General features: G+C 72.4%; 12 protein-coding genes. 4 read left to right on the forward strand and 8 right to left on the reverse strand.

The features are described from left to right. Positions 1-103: 103 nt before the first annotated feature. The 3 genes from AB0J97_RS32550 to AB0J97_RS32560 all read right to left on the reverse strand — a co-directional run bounded on the left by AB0J97_RS32550 (position 104) and on the right by AB0J97_RS32560 (position 6855). Positions 104-3214, reverse strand: a complete 3111-nt coding sequence (locus AB0J97_RS32550) for a PDZ domain-containing protein (RefSeq protein WP_364095747.1) — start codon at positions 3212-3214, stop codon at positions 104-106. 273 nt (positions 3215-3487) lie between these two features. Continuing rightward, on the reverse strand, positions 3488-5671 hold the full coding sequence (locus AB0J97_RS32555) for a translation factor GTPase family protein (RefSeq protein ID WP_364095750.1): 2184 nt from the start codon (positions 5669-5671) through the stop codon (positions 3488-3490). Between the two features lie 149 nt (positions 5672-5820). After that, positions 5821-6855: an Rv2578c family radical SAM protein gene (locus tag AB0J97_RS32560; RefSeq protein ID WP_364095753.1), complete on the reverse strand. Its 1035-nt coding sequence runs from the start codon at positions 6853-6855 to the stop codon at positions 5821-5823. Positions 6856-6989: 134 nt separating this feature from the next. Between AB0J97_RS32560 and AB0J97_RS32565 the strand changes: the two genes are divergently transcribed. Next, complete coding sequence (locus AB0J97_RS32565) at positions 6990-7268, forward strand: DUF3040 domain-containing protein (RefSeq protein ID WP_357710281.1); 279 nt, start codon at positions 6990-6992, stop codon at positions 7266-7268. 33 nt (positions 7269-7301) lie between these two features. Here the strand turns inward: AB0J97_RS32565 and AB0J97_RS32570 are convergent, their stop codons facing one another. The 5 genes from AB0J97_RS32570 to AB0J97_RS32590 form a co-directional block, all read right to left on the reverse strand. Beyond that, a complete protein-coding gene (locus AB0J97_RS32570) occupies positions 7302-7769 on the reverse strand; it encodes an OsmC family protein (protein WP_364095757.1) in 468 nt (155 codons plus the stop codon). After that, positions 7766-8410, reverse strand: a complete 645-nt coding sequence (locus tag AB0J97_RS32575) for a GntR family transcriptional regulator (RefSeq protein ID WP_364095760.1) — start codon at positions 8408-8410, stop codon at positions 7766-7768. Before AB0J97_RS32575 ends, AB0J97_RS32570 begins: the two co-directional genes overlap by 4 nt. Positions 8411-8487: 77 nt before the next feature. Beyond that, positions 8488-10062, reverse strand: a complete 1575-nt coding sequence (locus AB0J97_RS32580) for a penicillin-binding transpeptidase domain-containing protein (protein WP_364095763.1) — start codon at positions 10060-10062, stop codon at positions 8488-8490. An 80-nt stretch (positions 10063-10142) separates the two neighbouring features. Further along, positions 10143-10802, reverse strand: coding sequence for a lysophospholipid acyltransferase family protein (locus AB0J97_RS32585; protein ID WP_357710269.1), 660 nt, complete (start codon positions 10800-10802; stop codon positions 10143-10145). 257 nt (positions 10803-11059) lie between these two features. Beyond that, the gene (locus AB0J97_RS32590) at positions 11060-11674 is read right to left on the reverse strand and encodes a TetR family transcriptional regulator (RefSeq protein ID WP_364095766.1); all 615 of its coding nucleotides are present in this window, start codon (positions 11672-11674) and stop codon (positions 11060-11062) included. 67 nt (positions 11675-11741) lie between these two features. On the opposite strand from AB0J97_RS32590, the gene AB0J97_RS32595 reads away from it, so the two are divergent. From AB0J97_RS32595 to AB0J97_RS32605, 3 genes are all read left to right on the forward strand, one after another. Further along, a complete protein-coding gene (locus AB0J97_RS32595; protein ID WP_364095769.1) occupies positions 11742-13703 on the forward strand; it encodes an AAA family ATPase in 1962 nt (653 codons plus the stop codon). A gap of 92 nt (positions 13704-13795) precedes the next feature. Beyond that, a complete protein-coding gene (locus AB0J97_RS32600) occupies positions 13796-14110 on the forward strand; it encodes a hypothetical protein (RefSeq protein WP_364095772.1) in 315 nt (104 codons plus the stop codon). Positions 14111-14224: 114 nt separating this feature from the next. Next, on the forward strand, positions 14225-15880 hold the full coding sequence (locus AB0J97_RS32605; protein WP_364095775.1) for an acetolactate synthase large subunit: 1656 nt from the start codon (positions 14225-14227) through the stop codon (positions 15878-15880). The last annotated feature ends 10 nt before the right edge of the window (positions 15881-15890 follow it).

Raw genomic sequence — 15890 nt, forward strand, 5'->3', positions numbered from 1 at the left:
CGCGAACACGCGGTCCCGGTCGTCGGGCCGCGCGCGAGCGGAGTGCACACGTCATCCCCTGTGCGCTTTCCCCGCCTATGATCTTTAGACGCCGAACAGGTTCCTAAGGTTGCATCCCCGGCCGATGCGACGGATCGGGCGTATGCGGCGAATGCTCGGCCAGCAGGCTCAGGGCGACGTCGATGGCCCGTTCGAGCTGCGTGTCCACGCCCCTGGCGTAGTCCTGCGGGGTGATGTCCACCTCGATGTCGGGGTCCGTGCCGTAGTTCTCCACCTGCCAGCCGACGTCGTCGAAGGCGAAGGAGAACTCCGGCTGCGTGGTGACGGTCCCGTCGGCGAGCCGGTGGCGCGGCCAGATGCCGATCACGCCGCCCCAGGTGCGCCTGCCGACCAGCGGGCCCAGCTTGAGCAGCTTGAAGGTGTGGCTGAAGATGTCGCCGTCCGAGCCCGCCCACTCGTTGGTGATGGCCACCAGCGGCCCGCGCGGCGACTCCGGCGGGTACGGCTCCGGATCGCCCCACCGCGGGTAGTCGTAGCCGAGCCGCCGCCTGGCCAGCTTCTCCAGCAGCAGCGCCGAGACGTGCCCGCCGCCGTTGAAGCGCACGTCCACGATGAGGGCGTGCCGGTCGTACTCGGCCAGGAAGCCGCGGTGGAACTCGCCGAACCCCTCGGTGCCCATGTCGGGGACGTGCAGATAGCCGATGCGGCCGCCGGAACGCGCGTGGCACTCGGCGCGGTTGAGGTTGACCCAGTCGCGGTAGCGGGCCGGCTGCTCGTCGGCCAGCGCGCGCACGGTCACGGTGAAGACCCGCTCCTCGCGCCGCAGGGTCAGCTCGACCTCCTCGCCCGCCTGGTTGACCAGCCGTTCGTTCGGGGTGGCCGCGCGGCCGATGGGCGCGCCGTTGATGGCCAGCACCGCGTCCCCCGGCCGTACGTCGAGCCCCATCCGGTTCAGCGGCGAGGTGGCCTCGGGGTCCCACCGGTCGCCGGTGACGATCGCGTGGATGTGGTAGACGCCGTCGCGGAAGTCCCAGTCGACGCCCAGCTTGCCCTGGCTGTAGTCGGGCCCCGGGCGATACTCGCCGCCGCTCTCGTAGGCGTGGCTGGTGGCCAGCTCGCCGTGCAGCTCCCACAGCAGGTCGGAGAACTCGCCCCGGGTGGTGACCCGGTCCACCAGCGGCTCGTACCGCCGGAAGACGGCCGGCCAGTCGACGCCGGCCATGTCCTCGGTCCAGAAGTTCTCCCGCTGCAGCCGCCACGCCTCGCGGAACATCTGCCGCCACTCCGACTCCGGCGCCACCGACACCTTGATGCGCGACAGGTCGATCCAGCCGCTCTCGCGTCCCGGCGGGTCGTCGTCGTGCTCGGGCACCTCGCCGGCCTTGACCACGCGCAGTCGGCTCCCGGCCCGGTACAGCAACGTCTTGTGGTCGCGGCCCAGCTCGAACGCGGTGACCCCGTCGGCGAACGTCTCGTTCCTGCCCTTGGCGAAGTCGTACAGGTGCAGGGTGTTCTCGCCCTCCAGCGGGCTGGTCAGCAGCAGCGCCTTGCCCTTGAGACCGGCCACGCCCTCGTAGCGGCCCTCCGGCAGCGGGAACGCGGTGACGCGGGCGGCCAGCCCGTCCAGGTCCACCCGGACGGCCTCCTCCGGCTCGTCCTCGTCGTCGTCCTTGCCGTTGAGCGGGCGCTGTCCGGGCACGAACGGGTCCGGCGCGTCGGCCCGCAACGCGATCGCGTACGGCCGGGTGCCCAGCGGGAAGCCCAGGTCGAACTGCAACTGGTCGTAGACGGGCGAGAAGACCCGCTGGCCGATGAAGTACAGGTAGCGGCCCTGCGGGTCGAAGGCCGGCATCGAGTCCTTGAGCACCGGCTCGGAGGCGGCCACCGTCCGGCCGGTCTCCGGATGGTGCAGCTTGATCGCGGTGGTCTGGGCGTTGAGCGGCCCGGCGTAGGCCAGCCACTGCCCGTCGTGCGACCAGGCCGGGTCCTCGGGCGGCCCGTGCGGGTTGCGTTCCACCAGGGTGGCCGCGCCCGTGGCCAGGTCCAGCAGGTGCAGCTCGTGGCGGTGGTTGACGACGGCCACGCGGTCGTGCGCGGGGTCGGGGACCAGCTCGTTGATCCGGCCCAGCCTGGCCACCTCGACGCCGCAGCCGCCCTCGCTGCCCTCCAGGATGACCAGCGTCTCCTCGTCGGCCTCGCCGCTGGCCGCGGCGATCAGCCGTACGCCGTCGTTGAGCCAGGTCAGGAAGCGGTAGCGGACGCCGTCCGGCTCGCCGTGCTGGCTGACCGGGCCCTCCCAGTCGGCCATCGCGTACGCCTTGCCGCGCGAGGTGATCGCCAGCGCGCTGCCGTCCGGGCTGAGGGTCGCGCTGTCGAGGAAGTCCTCGGCGTCGACGAACCGGCGGTTGCGCTGCGTCCTGGAGCTGGCCAGCCGCACCTCCAGCCGCCTGGGCTCCTCGTCCGGCTCCAGCAGGTACAGGTCGGCGCCGGCGTGGTAGACCAGCCGGTGGCCGTCGCTCGACAGGTTGCGCGCGTAGTAGTCGTCGTGGTGGGTGTGCTTGCGCAGGTCCCGGCCGTCGGGCAGGCAGGAGTAGACGTTCCCGACGCCCTCGTGGTCGGACAGGAAGCAGACCCGCCGCCCGCTCCAGCAGGGCGAGGCCAGGTTGCCCGGCAGCCGGATCAGCCGCCTGAACTCGCCGTCGCCGTCGGTGTCGATCCACAGGTCGCCGACCGTGCCGCCGCGGTAGCGCTTCCACCGCGCGGGGTCGGCCGTGTTGCGGCCGAGCACGATCATCTCGTCGGGGCCGTAGGCGATCGAGTTCGCCGGTCCGTACGGCAGCCGCTGCGGCACCCCGCCCGGCGTCACCCGGTGCAGCCACTTGCGCCCGGCGAACGGCTGGGACTGGTCGCTGGCGTAGAGGATGCGGCCCTCGTGGTCCCAGCCGGTGACCGTGCAGCGCGCGCCGTGGAAGGTGACCCGGCGGGCGGCGCCGCCGACGACCGGCATCACGTACACCTCCTCCGGGCCCTCCTCACGGCCGACGAACGCGATCTGGTCGCCGCGCGGCGAGATGCGCGGATAGCCGGCCTCGGCCGCGCCCGCGGTGAGGCGGAAGGCGCGGCCGCCCTGGGCCGAGACCATCCACAGGTCGTCCTCGGCGGCGAAGACCACCACGTCCTGAAAGACAGTGGGAAAGCGGAGATAGGCCGACATGTGCGCAGCTCCTCCTCCACCGGACAGCCGGGGGCCGCCGGCCCCCGGCTGCGCGATTCACCTCACGGGGTCATCCCTCGTCGGTCCTTCTCGTTTCCTTCTTGGTCTCCTTGGCCTGCCGGTTGGTCTTGATGGCCTGCTTCTTGGCCTTGCCGGACTTAGTGGCAGGTTTCTTCTTCGTGTCAGCCATCGTCTTCCCCCTGTGACGGTTGCGCCCGATTGGCACACTATGGCGGTTAAATACCCATCTATCCCCGAAATCCGACATTCTGCCTATCGCGCGCGAATCGGGCGATCTCCGGACGGTCGCGACCACCACATGCCCTCGCCGTGCGACAGGCCCGGCAGCCGCCGCTCGGCCTCGTGCACGGACGCCGCCGGGATCTCGCCTTCGAGCACCCACGTCTCGGCCCGCCTGCTCGTGCCGTCCAGGGCGGCGCCCAGCCCGGCCAGGGCCGCCGACACGGTGGCGAACGCGTCGGCGGGCACCTCCAGCTCGAAGCGGTGGCACGGCTCGTAGACCTTGGTCCCGGCCCTGCGCAGGGCCTCGGTCAGCACGGCCCGCGCCTGCCCGCGGAAGTCGCCCGCCGCCGTGACCGGAGAGGCGTACCCGGTCGCGGTGAGCGTGACCAGCACGTCCGTCACCGGCCATCCCCGCGGCCCCGAGCCCAGCGTGTGCCGTACGCCCTCCTCGATCGCCCGGTGGAAGGCCGGCGGCAGCGAGCCGAGGTCGACCTCCAGCCGGTAGAGCACGCCCGAGCCCGGCGCGGCGGGCTCCACACGCAGGCCCACGGTCGCCATGAACGCGCCTCCGGCCTGACGCATCTCCTCCCGGGCCGCGCCGGTGCCCGACGGGCGCTCGAAGTAGACCGGCCGGCTCGGCTCGAACTCGGCCTCCACGCCGAAGTCCCTGGCCAGGGTCTCGCCGATGACCTCCTTCTGGACCTCGCCGTACAGCAGGACCGCCGTCCCGCCGCCGGGCAGTGTACGGGTGCCGATCAGGGGGTCCTGCTCGGCCAGCGCGACCAGCGCGGCGTGCAGGCGCGGCTCCTGGCCGGGGATCCGGGGGCGTACGACGGTCTCCAGGCTGGGCGGGGCGAAGTGGGCCTGCCCTGCCGGGCCGGGCTCGCCCAGCCGGTCGCCGACCCGGATCTCCGGCACCCCCCGGACCGTGGCGATGTCCCCCGCCACCGCCACCCGCGCCCCTGACCCCACCACGGCCACCCCGTTCGGACGCCCCTCGTAGGCGTGGACGCCCCCACCCGGCTCGCGGCGCAGGAACGTCACCCGCTGCCGCGCCCGCAACTCCCCGCCGCGCAGCCGCAGATAGGCCACCTTCTCCCCGGCCCGCCCCCGCTCCACCGCGAACACCGTAGCCCTCGTGAGACCCCTGCCGACCGCGCCCGCCGCGTCCGCCGCGCCCGCCGCGCCCGCCGTGGGCTTCGTGGAAGTCCTGGTTGTCGCGCCTGTCGTGGCCATCGCGTCCGTCGTGGTCGGCTTGGCCGTCGTGGTGCGGCTGTCGGCTTCGTCCGAGCCGGTCGGCGGCTGGGGAGCCGCGGGCAGCAGCCGGATCGCCCCCAGCAGCTCGGCCACCCCCTGGCCGGTGATCGCCGACCCGAACGACACGGGATGCGCCTCGCCCACCGCGCACTGCGCCGCGAGCGCCTCCCGCACCCGCCCCGGCCCCGGAACCACCCCGTCGACCAGCAACTCCAGCAGCCCGTCATCTCCGTCGGCCAACACCTCGACCGCCTCGACCGCCCGAGCCTCCACGTCACGGGCCTCCACGTCACGGTCCTCTGCGCGACGGTCCTCTGCGCGGCGGGCGTCCGCGCGGACGGCCTCCGCCTCGACGGGCCCACCGGCCCGCACCACCTCCTCCGAGCCCCCGCCCGCCGCCCCCGAAAGGCCGCGAGCCCCCCGGAAGGCCGGGGGAGCGAAGGCGAAGGGACGCGTGGCGGCGCCCGGCCCGCCGATGCCGGAAACCGTGCTCAACGGAACCGCCCGCGGCGACAACCACCGCCGGATCTCCGCGAGCACCCCCGCCTCCCGGGCCCCCACCCGGTCGATCTTGTTCACGAAGATCAGCGTGGGCAGCCGCAACCGCCGCAACGTCTTCATCAGGACCCGCGTGTGCGGCTGCACGCCCTCCACGGCCGACAGCACCAGGACGGCGCCGTCGAGCACGTCGAGCGCGCGTTCGACCTCGGCCACGAAGTCGGCGTGGCCGGGGGTGTCCACCAGGTTGACCCGCAGGTCGCCCACGGTGAACGAGGCGACCGCCGAGCGGATGGTGATGCCGCGGCGGCGTTCGATCTCGCCGCTGTCGGTCTGCGTGCTGCCGTCGTCGACGCTGCCGAGGCGCGCGATGGCCCCGCTCTCGAACAGCAGCCGCTCAGTGAGGCTGGTCTTGCCCGCGTCCACGTGCGCGAGGATGCCGATGTTCAGGATGTGCATGAGTGGTGGAGCCCTCGAGAACTCTCGTGCCAATGGGGCGCTGGAAGATCTCTGGGCGGCGCCGCATCTCATGCTCCTGAACGTCGTCCGGCAAGTGCCCGGTCATCCTGTCACCGAGGCGGAGGGGCCGGCCACCGATTTAAACCGGGTCACAACAGGCGAAGCTGCTCCGGCTCGGCGACGGCGGCGGGGATCGGGCGGGGCGGCACGCGGCGGGCCATGGCCGGGGTGGCCCTGCCGACGCCGTGGCGTTCGGCCAGCTCCCTGACCTGGGCCACGACGCGGTCCTGGTAGGAGGTGGGGGCGTAGGCGCCGCGGCCGTACAGCTCCAGGTAGCGCGGAACCAGACGCGGGTGCTCGCGCCCGAGCCAGCTCAGCCACCACTCGCGCGCGCCGGACCGCAGGTGCAGGACGATCGGGACGACGTGGGTCGCACCGGCCTCGGCGATCTCCTTGACCGTGCGTTCGAGCTGGGCGGGGGAGTCGGTCAGGTACGGCAGGATCGGCGCCATCAGCACCCCGCACGCCACGCCGTTGTCGTTGAGCGTGGCGCACGCCTCCAGCCGCCGGCGCGGGTTGGGCGTGCCGGGCTCGACCCCGCGCCACACGGCCTCGTCGACGAAGCCGACCGACACGCTCGTGCTCACGTCGGTGACCTCGGCCGCCTCGGTGAGCAGGTCGAGGTCGCGCAGGATCAGCGTGCCCTTGGTGAGCACCGAGAACGGGTTCGCCGCGTCGCGCAGGGCGGCCAGGATGCCCCGCATCAGCCGGTAGCGGCCCTCGGCGCGCTGGTAGCAGTCGACGTTGGTGCCCATGGCCACGTGGTGGCCGCCCCAGCGGGCCGCGGCCAGCTCCTTGCGGGCCAGCTCGGCCGCGTTGACCTTGACGACGATCTTCGAGTCGAAGTCGGCCCCGGCGTCGAGGTCGAGGTACTCGTGCGTCTTGCGGGCGAAGCAGTAGACGCAGCGATGCCCGCAGCCCCGGTAGGGGTTGATCGTGTACTCGAACGGCACCCGGCTGGCCCCCGGCACCCGGTTGATGATGGACCGGGCCTGGACCTCGTAGAAGGTCATCCCCCTGAACTCGGGCGTGTCGAACGTACGGGTGACCGCGCCGCGGGCGAACAACGGCACGGCCGGATCGGCCTGACCGGGCCCGGCCAGGCGCAGGTTGTCCCAGCGCATCCCATGATTAGAACAAAAGTTCGAGCGTGATCGCAAACCGAAAAGAGGCAGTAATTAGGGGGTCACGCCAAGGCTAATGATCTTCATGGTTGGGGAGGAACACGCCACAGTGCTTGCGTTCCGGAGGTGCGTCTATGGCCTGGTCGCAGGACGAGGAGCGAATGCTGGCCCAGATCGAGCAGCACCTCGTCGACGACGATCCGCGTCTCGTCGCCCGGCTCGAGTCGTTCAACGAGCGGGCCCGTCGCGGTGAGGCGAGGGCGAAGGGGCAGCCGGGCAGCAGGCGGCCGCGCCGGTCGACGGTCATCATCGTGATCAGCTGGGTGCTCATCGCGACGCTGGTGGCCACTCTGTTGATCATGGTGCTCCAGCACGAGGCCGCCACCGCCGTGGCGCTGGCCGCCTCGCGCTGACCGTTCCCGGACGGCGTCCGGCTCCGGTGACGCTCAGGCCGTGCGGACGGTCGGCTCGTGGCGTACCGGGAAGTTGACCGAGGCGGCGATGAAGCACGCCTTGTGGGCGTCCGCGTGCAGGCGGGCGGCGGTCTCGGCCATCTCCGGCGCGGCCACGGTCACCTCCGGGCGGAGCACGACCTCGGTGAACCGGCCGCCGGCGCCGTTCTCGGCCATGGTGCCCGCCGCGCGGTCGGCGTACGCGGTGACCACGACGCCCGCGTCGGCGCACAGGTGCAGGTACCAGAGCATGTGGCACTGGGAGAGCGAGGCGACCAGCAGCTGCTCGGGGTTCCAGCGGGTGCGGTCGCCGCGGAAGGCGGGGTCGGAGCTGCCCGCGATGACCGGCGGGCCCTCGGCCGACACGTCGTGGTCGCGGCCGTAGGTGCGGTAGTCGCTGGTCCCGGTGCCGTTGCTGTCGGTCCAGGTGACGGTGACGTCGTACGTGTGATGACGGGTCATGTGGGTTCGTCCGTTCTGTGGGTGACGGCACGGGTGTCGAGGACGTGCGCGCGGGCGACGGCCGCCGCGTCCTGCGGCCTGGCCTCGATGATCGCGGCGAGGAGCTGCTCGTGCTGGCCGGAGACGTGCGCCGGACGGGACGGCGGCGCCAGCGAGCGCAGCGTGGACACCTGGATCTGGTCCCAGACGCGCTCCAGGGTGTGCAGCGCGATGGCGTTGGCCGCCAGCTCGGCGATCCGCCGGTGGAAGCGGCGGTTGAGCCCGACGGCCTCGGTGAGGCGGCCCTGCGCGGTGGCGGCCGCCGTGGCGTCGGCGACCTCGCGCAGCGAGACCAGGTCGGCGGGGGCGATGCGGCCCTCGCCCTGCCGGGTGGCGGCCAGCTCGGCGGTCAGCGCCTCCAGGGCCGCCCGCACCTGGAAGGCGTCCTCCAGCGCGGACGCCTCCAGGGCCACGACGACCACCCCGCGCCCCGCCGGGCGCACCAGCCCGTCGGCGGTCAGCGCCCGCAGCGCCTCGCGCACCGGGGTACGGCTCATCTCCAGGGTCGCCGCGACCTCCATCTCGGTCAGCCGCGCCCCCGGCGGGTAGGTCCCGTCGAGAATCAGCTCCCGCAACCGGCGCCAGGCCACATCGCTCTGCACGGGACGTGACTCTAGCGGTTTGCATACATTGCATGCAATGGTGGGCCCGCGCATGCGAGTCAGCGAGACAGGAGGACTCAGAGGCCCTTGAGGAAGGTCGCCGCCACCGGGGCCGCGACCTTGCCGCCCGTGCCGCCGCCCTCCACGACCACGGCGAAGGCCACGTCACCCTTGAAACCCATGAACCAGGCGTGGGTCTCCAGCTTGTCGCCGGTGCCGAACTCGGCCGTGCCGGTCTTGCCGTGGGTGCCGGCGGGCAGCCCGCTGGCCCTGGCGGTGCCCTTGGAGACCACGGCCGCCATCATGCTGTGCAGCTGCTCCTTGACCCCCTTGGGCAGCGGCTTCTCGCCGGCCTTCTGCTTGAGCGAGGGCACCAGCGTGGGCGGCCGCCAGGTGCCGTCGGCGATGGCGGCGGCCACCGAGGCCATCGACAGGGGGCTCGCGGTGATCCTGGCCTGGCCGAAGGACTCGGCGGCCAGCTCGGCGTCGGACTGGGCCCTCGGGAAGCTGGCCTTCGTGGCGGGCATGCCGATGTTGAGCGGCTGGTTGAAGCCGACCCCTTCGGCCGTCTTGAGCAGCTTGTCGGCGCCGAGCCGCTGTTCGGCCAGCGGCGCGAAGGTGGTGTTGCACGAGTGGGCGAAGGAGTCGAGGAACGACAGCGAGCCGAACTCCTCCTTCTCGGAGTTGCGGATCTTCAGCCCGCCCACGGTGGCGTACATCGGGCAGGTGACCGTGTCGCCGGGCGACATGCCGGCCGCCAGCAGGCCGATGGCGGTGACCGCCTTGAACGTCGAGCCCGGCGGGTAACGGCCGTCGAGGGCCCGGTTGAAGCCGCCCTGGTTGTTGACCACGGCCAGGATCTCGCCCGTGGAGGGCCGGACGGCGACCATGGAGGTGGGCTTGGGGACGTCTTTGACCGCGGCCACGGCGGCGGCCTGCGCCTGCGGGTCGAGCGAGGTCTCGACGGGCTTGCCGTCGGTGCCCTCGATGGTGGCGAGCGTCTTGCCGCCGAGCTGGATCTGGGTGGTGGGGGTGCCGGCCAGCCGCTTCTGGAACGTCTCCTGCAGGCCGCCGCGCCCGACGGCCTGTCCGGGCTTGTAGGAGGAGCCGAGCTTGGCGACGTCCTTCTTGGTGGCCTTGTCGAGGAAGCCGACGAGCTGCTGCACCGAGCCGCCGGACGTGCCCGCGTCGATGCGGCCGCCGTCGGCGTCGGTGATCCCGGCCCGCTGCGGCCAGTTCGTCTTGATGCCGAACGTCGCCCCGGAGGTCATCTTCGGGTGCAGCGCGGTGGGCCGCCAGTCGACCTTCCACGCGCGGTCGGCCACGACGAGGTCGATCTGCCCGTCGTAGGACCAGGAGCCGATGTTCTTCAGTGTCAGCGTCGCGCTGTAGGGGACGTGCGCCCGGCCGTCGCCCTCGACGACCTGCCCCAGCTTGACCGTGGCCGACTCGACGCCGAGCGCGCTGCGCTGCTGGTCGTAGGCGGTGAGCTGCTGCGGTGTCGCCAGTTCGGCGGTCATGGCGGTCTTGTCGCCCGCCTGCCAGGCGGCGGCGAAGCGCTGCGCCGTCTCGCCCGGTGTGCCCTTGGTGCGCAGCAGGTAGTAGGCGCCGCCGCCGGCGGCCCCCGCCACCAGCACTGCGGACACCGACACGATCGCGATGGTACGGCCCCGCGCCACTGGTCAGCCCCCCGGTCCTCGACGACAGGTGTCAGAAGCCTAGCGGTGATCCGTCATGGCGTCCCGTCGGAGGCCTTGTGGCTGGAGGCGTAGGCGGGCACGTACTCCTGGCCGGACAGCTTCTGGACGGCTTCCATGATCTCGTCGGTGACCCGGCGCCGGTCGCGTGCCTTGGTGTGGTCGCCCTCGAAGCGCATCGGCTCTCCGATGGAGATGCCGATCTTGGCGGGCCTGGGGACCTTCGACCCGACCGGCAGCACCTTCTCGGTGCCCTTGAGTGCCACCGGCAGCACGGGCGCGCCCGTCTTGAGCGCCAGCCAGGCCACGCCGACCTTGCCGCGGTAGAGGCGGCCGTCGGGGGAGCGGGTGCCCTCGGGGTGGATGCCGAACAGCTCGCCGCGCTCCAGCAGCTCGGCGGCGGCGTCGAGCATCGCCTGGGCGGCGTGGGCGCTCTCGCGGTCGATCGGCAGGCTGCCGCCGATCCGCATGAAGAAGCCGGAGACGGGGTTGCCGTCGAAGTACTCGTTCTTGGCGGTGAACGTGACGTGCCGGGGCAGCAGCGCGGGCAGCAGGAAGGAGTCGAGCACGGAGAGGTGATTGGCCGCCAGGATGGCCGGGCCGACCCTCGGCACGTTCGCGGCGCCGGTGATGTGCGGCCGGCACATCGCGTGGGCGAGCGGCGCGGCGGCGAACTTGACCACTTCGTACAGCAACGGGCTCTCCTGGATCATGGGCAGTCGGCCATGCCACCCTAAGGCAGCGGGACGCCCGGAAAGCTTTAAGGCCGATGTGGTGGTCGCCTCCTCGGCGAGATGCACAACACGGTTCCAGCCGAACGGTATTCCGTGAAGGCGGTAATTTGCGGCCCGGGGGACACAGCCACATCGGCATTTCCGAGTTAAGCACAGCCTCCGGCGTTGGAGGTAATCGTGCCCGCCACATGGGGCACGCGTGACCTGCGCGCCGGGGCTCAGCGGCGCGGCGGGCCGCCCGCGAGCTGTGCGAAGGCGTGTTCGGCGGCGCTTACCGCGTCGGCCTCGGCCTCGGGCAGGGGGCGGCCCCCGGCGAGCTGTGCCCAGGTGCGGCGGGCGAGCACCCGCTGCACGGCCAGCACCTGAGCGGCCAGCAGCGTGGCGGTCAGCTCGTCCATGGTCTCGGCCAGGGCCTCGGTCAGCTCGGCCTCGTCCTGGGTCATGTGGTGGGACAGCCGCAGGGCCAGGCTGGGGGTGTCGAACACCATGCGGTGGAAGGCCAGCACCTCGGGGTGGTCGTTGAGCCCGGTGACCGGATCGTGCGCGGCCAGGCCGTCGAGGTAGTGGCGGCGCAGCGCGGCGACCGGGTGCTCGTCCGCCCCCCGTCCGCGCACCACGCGGGCGGCCTCGCCCTTGTGGTCGGCGAACCGGTGCAGGACGAGGTCCTCCTTGGTCGGGAAGTACTTGAACAGTGTCGGCTTGGACACCCCGGCCGCCGCCGCGATCTCGGTCACCGGCACCTCGTCGAAGCCGCGTTCCAGGAAGAGCGCGATCGCCGCCGTCGAGATGGCCTCGTGCGTCTGCCGTCGTTGCAGCTCCCGCAGTCCTGTCATGTCGCCAGCCTAGCAAAGTGTTAACCTGGTTAATGACTTAACCGAGTTAACGCTTTTGGGGGTGTGCATGGGAACGCTCGACGACGAACGGCGTCACGTCGAACGCTGCAGGGCGGGGCTGCGCAGGATGCTGGAGGGCGCGCGCGAGAACGTGATCGTCGGGGAGACCGTGGCCGGCGACCGCTACAGCGCCGAACGGCTCGGCCGCCACCTCAAGAGCCTGGCCAAGGAGCTGGGCGAGGAGCCCGACGGGCCGCCGTTCTTCGGCCGGCTGGACTTCGGCCAGGAGTCGGCCGAGCATCGCGGGCGGTCGTACCACATCGGCCGGCGGCACATCACCGGCGAGCACGGCGGGCCGCCCGTGGTGATCGACTGGCGCGCGCCCGTGGCGCGCGCGTTCTACCGCGCCGGCGCCCGCGACCCCCAGGGCGTCGAGGTGCGCCGCCGTTTCGGCTGGTCGGGCAGCACGCTGACCGGCTTCGAGGACGAACGCCTGGGCGCGGGGGAGGAGGGCGGCGGCGCGCTCCTGGCCGCCGAGATCGAACGCCCCCGCGTCGGCCCGATGCGCGACATCGTCGCCACCATCCAGCCCGAGCAGGACGACCTCGTCCGCGCCGACCTGGACACCACGATCTGCGTGCAGGGCGCCCCCGGCACCGGCAAGACCGCCGTCGGCCTGCACCGGGCCGCCTACCTGCTGTACGCGCACCGCCGCCGCCTCGAACGCTCCGGCGTCCTGGTGCTCGGCCCGAACCGGGCCTTCCTCGGCTACATCGCGGCCGTGCTGCCCGCGCTCGGCGAGGTGGACGTCGAGCAGACCACCCTCGAAGGGCTGCTCGGCGCCTACCCCGTACGGGCCGTCGACACCGCGCGGGCCGCGGCGGTCAAGCACGACGTCCGCATGGCCGAGGTGCTGCGCCGCGCCCTGTACGGCCGCATCCGCAGGCCCGCCGAGCCGGTCGTGGTGGCCGACGGCTCCTACCGCTGGCGCGTCGGCGAGGACGAGCTGCGCCGCATCGTGGAGGACACCCGGCGGGCCGCGCTCCCGTACGGGGTCGGCCGCGACCGGGTCAGGGCCAGGATGGTGGCGGCGATGCGCCGGCAGGCCGAGGCCCGCGGCCTGACCTGCAACGCCGCCTGGGAACGCAGGACCGGCCGCGCGGTGGCCCCGGCGCTCGACGCGACCTGGCCCGCCGTCCGCCCCGAGGACGTGCTGCACGAGGTGCTCAGCGCCCCGCCCGAGGGCCTGCTGACCGACGACGAACGCGCCGCCCTCGCCTGGTCCCGCCCGCCGCGCGGCGTCAAGAGCGCCAAATGGACCGAGGCCGACCTGGTGCTCCTGGACGAGCTGGCCGGCCTGCTCGAACGTCCCCGCGGCTACGGCCACGTCATCGTGGACGAGGCGCAGGACCTGTCGCCCATGCAGTGCCGCGCCGTCGCCAGGCGCAGCGAGCACGGCTCCCTGACCGTGCTCGGCGACCTGGCCCAGGGCACCACGCCGTGGGCGGCGGCTTCGTGGCCGGAGCACCTGGAGCTGCTCGGCAGGCCCGACGGCCGGATCGTCGAGCTGACCACCGGCTTCCGGGTGCCCGGCGTGGTCGTGGAGCTGGCCAACACGCTGCTGGCCGCGCTCGACGCCGACGTGCCGCTCACCCGCTCCTACCGCTCCGACGGCAGGCTGCGCGTCATCGCGACCGCGGGGCTGGAGAAGGGGGTCGTGGAGGCCGTACGGGAGGCGCGCGGGTTCGAGGGGTCGATCGGGGTGATCGCGGCCGACGCCCACGTCGAGGCGATCACCTGCGCGCTCTGGGACGAAGGGCTGGACCTCGGCGAGCGGCTGAGCGTCCTGCCCGCCTCGATGTGCAAGGGGCTGGAGTACGACCACGTGGTCCTGGCCGAGCCGGCCGCCGTCGTCGCCGCCGAGCCGCGCGGCCTCAACCGCCTGTACGTCGCCCTCACCCGCGCGGTCTCCCGGCTCGACGTGGTCCACGCCGAAGCCCTTCCCCCGCAGCTTTCCCGCCCGTCATAAGCCTTCTGAAATGGGCAGATGTCTGGACTCGGCGGCTCGACAGGCCCACGGCTCTGGTGTGTGATGTGATTCACTTCACGAGGGAGCCGGAGATGACCGCTTCGCAAGACCCGCCGCCAGGCGACGACGAGCACACGCGTGAGGGGCGCCGGCCGCAACCGCCGCCCTACGGCCGGCCGCCGCAGCCGCGGCAGGGCGCCCAGATCCTGTCGATCATCGGGTTCGTCAGCGCCGCGGTGGCCGTCCTGTTCATACCGATCCTGTTCGGCCTGGCCGGCATCGTGCTGGGCATCGTCGGCCACACCCGTGGCGAGCCCCTCGGCAAGTGGGCCGCCATCGCCGCCGCGGCCTGCATGATCGTCGGCATGGTCCTCGGCGCGCTGGCCACGCGCGCGCTGGGCTCCTGACCCGCTGTGCCCGCGTGAATCCGCCGTCGCGCGGGCACAGGGACGCCTCCGGAATGAAGCGCGCCTCCCCGGTGCTGTCAGGGACGCAGTCGCTCATGAAAGAAGGCGTTACCCATGTCTCCGCAGGCGGACGCGGCCCATCTGATCGTGCGAGCCCTGGAGGCGGAAGGCGTCGAGTACGTCTTCGGCATCCCCGGTGAGGAGAACATCCACTTCGTCGACGCGCTCAACGACTCCTCCATCCGCTACATCCTCGTCCGGCACGAGCAGGGCGCGGCGTTCATGGCCGAGATCTACGGCAGGCTGACCGGCAAGGCGGGGGTGGCCTCGGCCACGCTCGGCCCCGGCGCGATCAACCTGCAGCTCGGCGTGGCCGACGCCACCACCAACAGCACCCCCGTCGTGGCGATCACCGCCCAGGTCGGGCTCGACCGCATCTACAAGGAGTCGCACCAGGTGGTCGACCTGGTGTCGCTGTTCCGGCCGATCACCAAATGGGCGGACATGGCGCCGACGGCCCTGGCGCTGCCCGAGATGATCCGCAAGGCGTTCAAGACCGCCCAGACCGAGCGGCCCGGCGCGGTCTACCTGGCCATCCCCGAGGACGTCGAGTCGGCCCCCGTGCCGGCCGACCTCGGCCCGCTGCCCGTCAACGTCGTACGCCCCCAGGACCCCTCGGCCGCCCAGATCGCCCGCGCGGCCGACGTACTGGCCGGCGCGCGCAGGCCGATCGTGCTCGCCGGGCACGGCGCCGGCCGGGCCGGGGCCTCCGCCGCGCTGGTGCGCTTCTCCGAGCGGCTCGGGCTGCCGGTGGCCACCACGTTCAACGGCAAGGGCGTCTTCCCCGACGACCACAGGCACGCGCTGGGCGCGGTCGGCTTCATGCGGCACGACTACGTCAACTTCGGCTTCGACGAGGCCGACGTGCTGATCAGCGTCGGGTACGAGCTGCAGGAGTTCGACCCCGTCAAGATCAACCCGAACCGGGACAAGAAGATCATCCACCTGCACCGGTTCCCCGCCGAGGTCGACGACCACTACCCGGTGGACGTGGGCGTCCACGGCGACATCTCCCGCTCCCTGGACGCGCTCGCCGACGCCGTCCCCCGCCGCTTCGAGGTCAACGGCACCGGAGAGAAGATCCGCCGGCTGATGCGCGAGGAACTGGAGCAGGGGCGCTCGGAGGACGGCTTCCCGCTCTCGCCGCGACGCGTGGTCGCCGACATCCGCGAGGCCATGGGCCGCGAGGACATCGTCCTGGCCGACACCGGGGCGGTGAAGATGTGGATGGCCCGCATGTACCCGACGTACGAGCCGAACACGATGCTGGTCTCCAACGGGCTGTCCTCGATGGGATTCGCCGTGCCGGGGGCGCTGGCCGCCAAGCTGGCCTTCCCGCGGCGCAAGGTGCTGGCCGCCACCGGCGACGGGGCGTTCCTGATGAACTCCCAGGAGCTGGAGACGGCCGTACGGGAGCGCATCCCGATCACGGTTCTGGTGTGGGTGGACGACGCGTACGGGCTGATCGAGTGGAAGATGGACCTGGAGCTCGGCCGCCACTCGGGCATCCGCTTCGGCAACCCCGACTTCGTCGCCTACGCCGAGAGCTTCGGCGCGCGCGGTTACCGGGTCAGCAGTGCCGGGGAACTGCTTCCCACGCTGCGCAAGGCGCTGGCCGACGAGACGGTGTCGGTGATCGCGGTGCCCGTCGACTACGCGGCCAACCTGGAGCTGACCGGCAAACTCGGCGAACTGACCGGCCCCTTCTGAGCCGCTCGGG

Source organism: Nonomuraea sp. NPDC049607 (assembly GCF_040675375.1).
In the GTDB taxonomy this organism is placed as follows: domain Bacteria; phylum Actinomycetota; class Actinomycetes; order Streptosporangiales; family Streptosporangiaceae; genus Nonomuraea.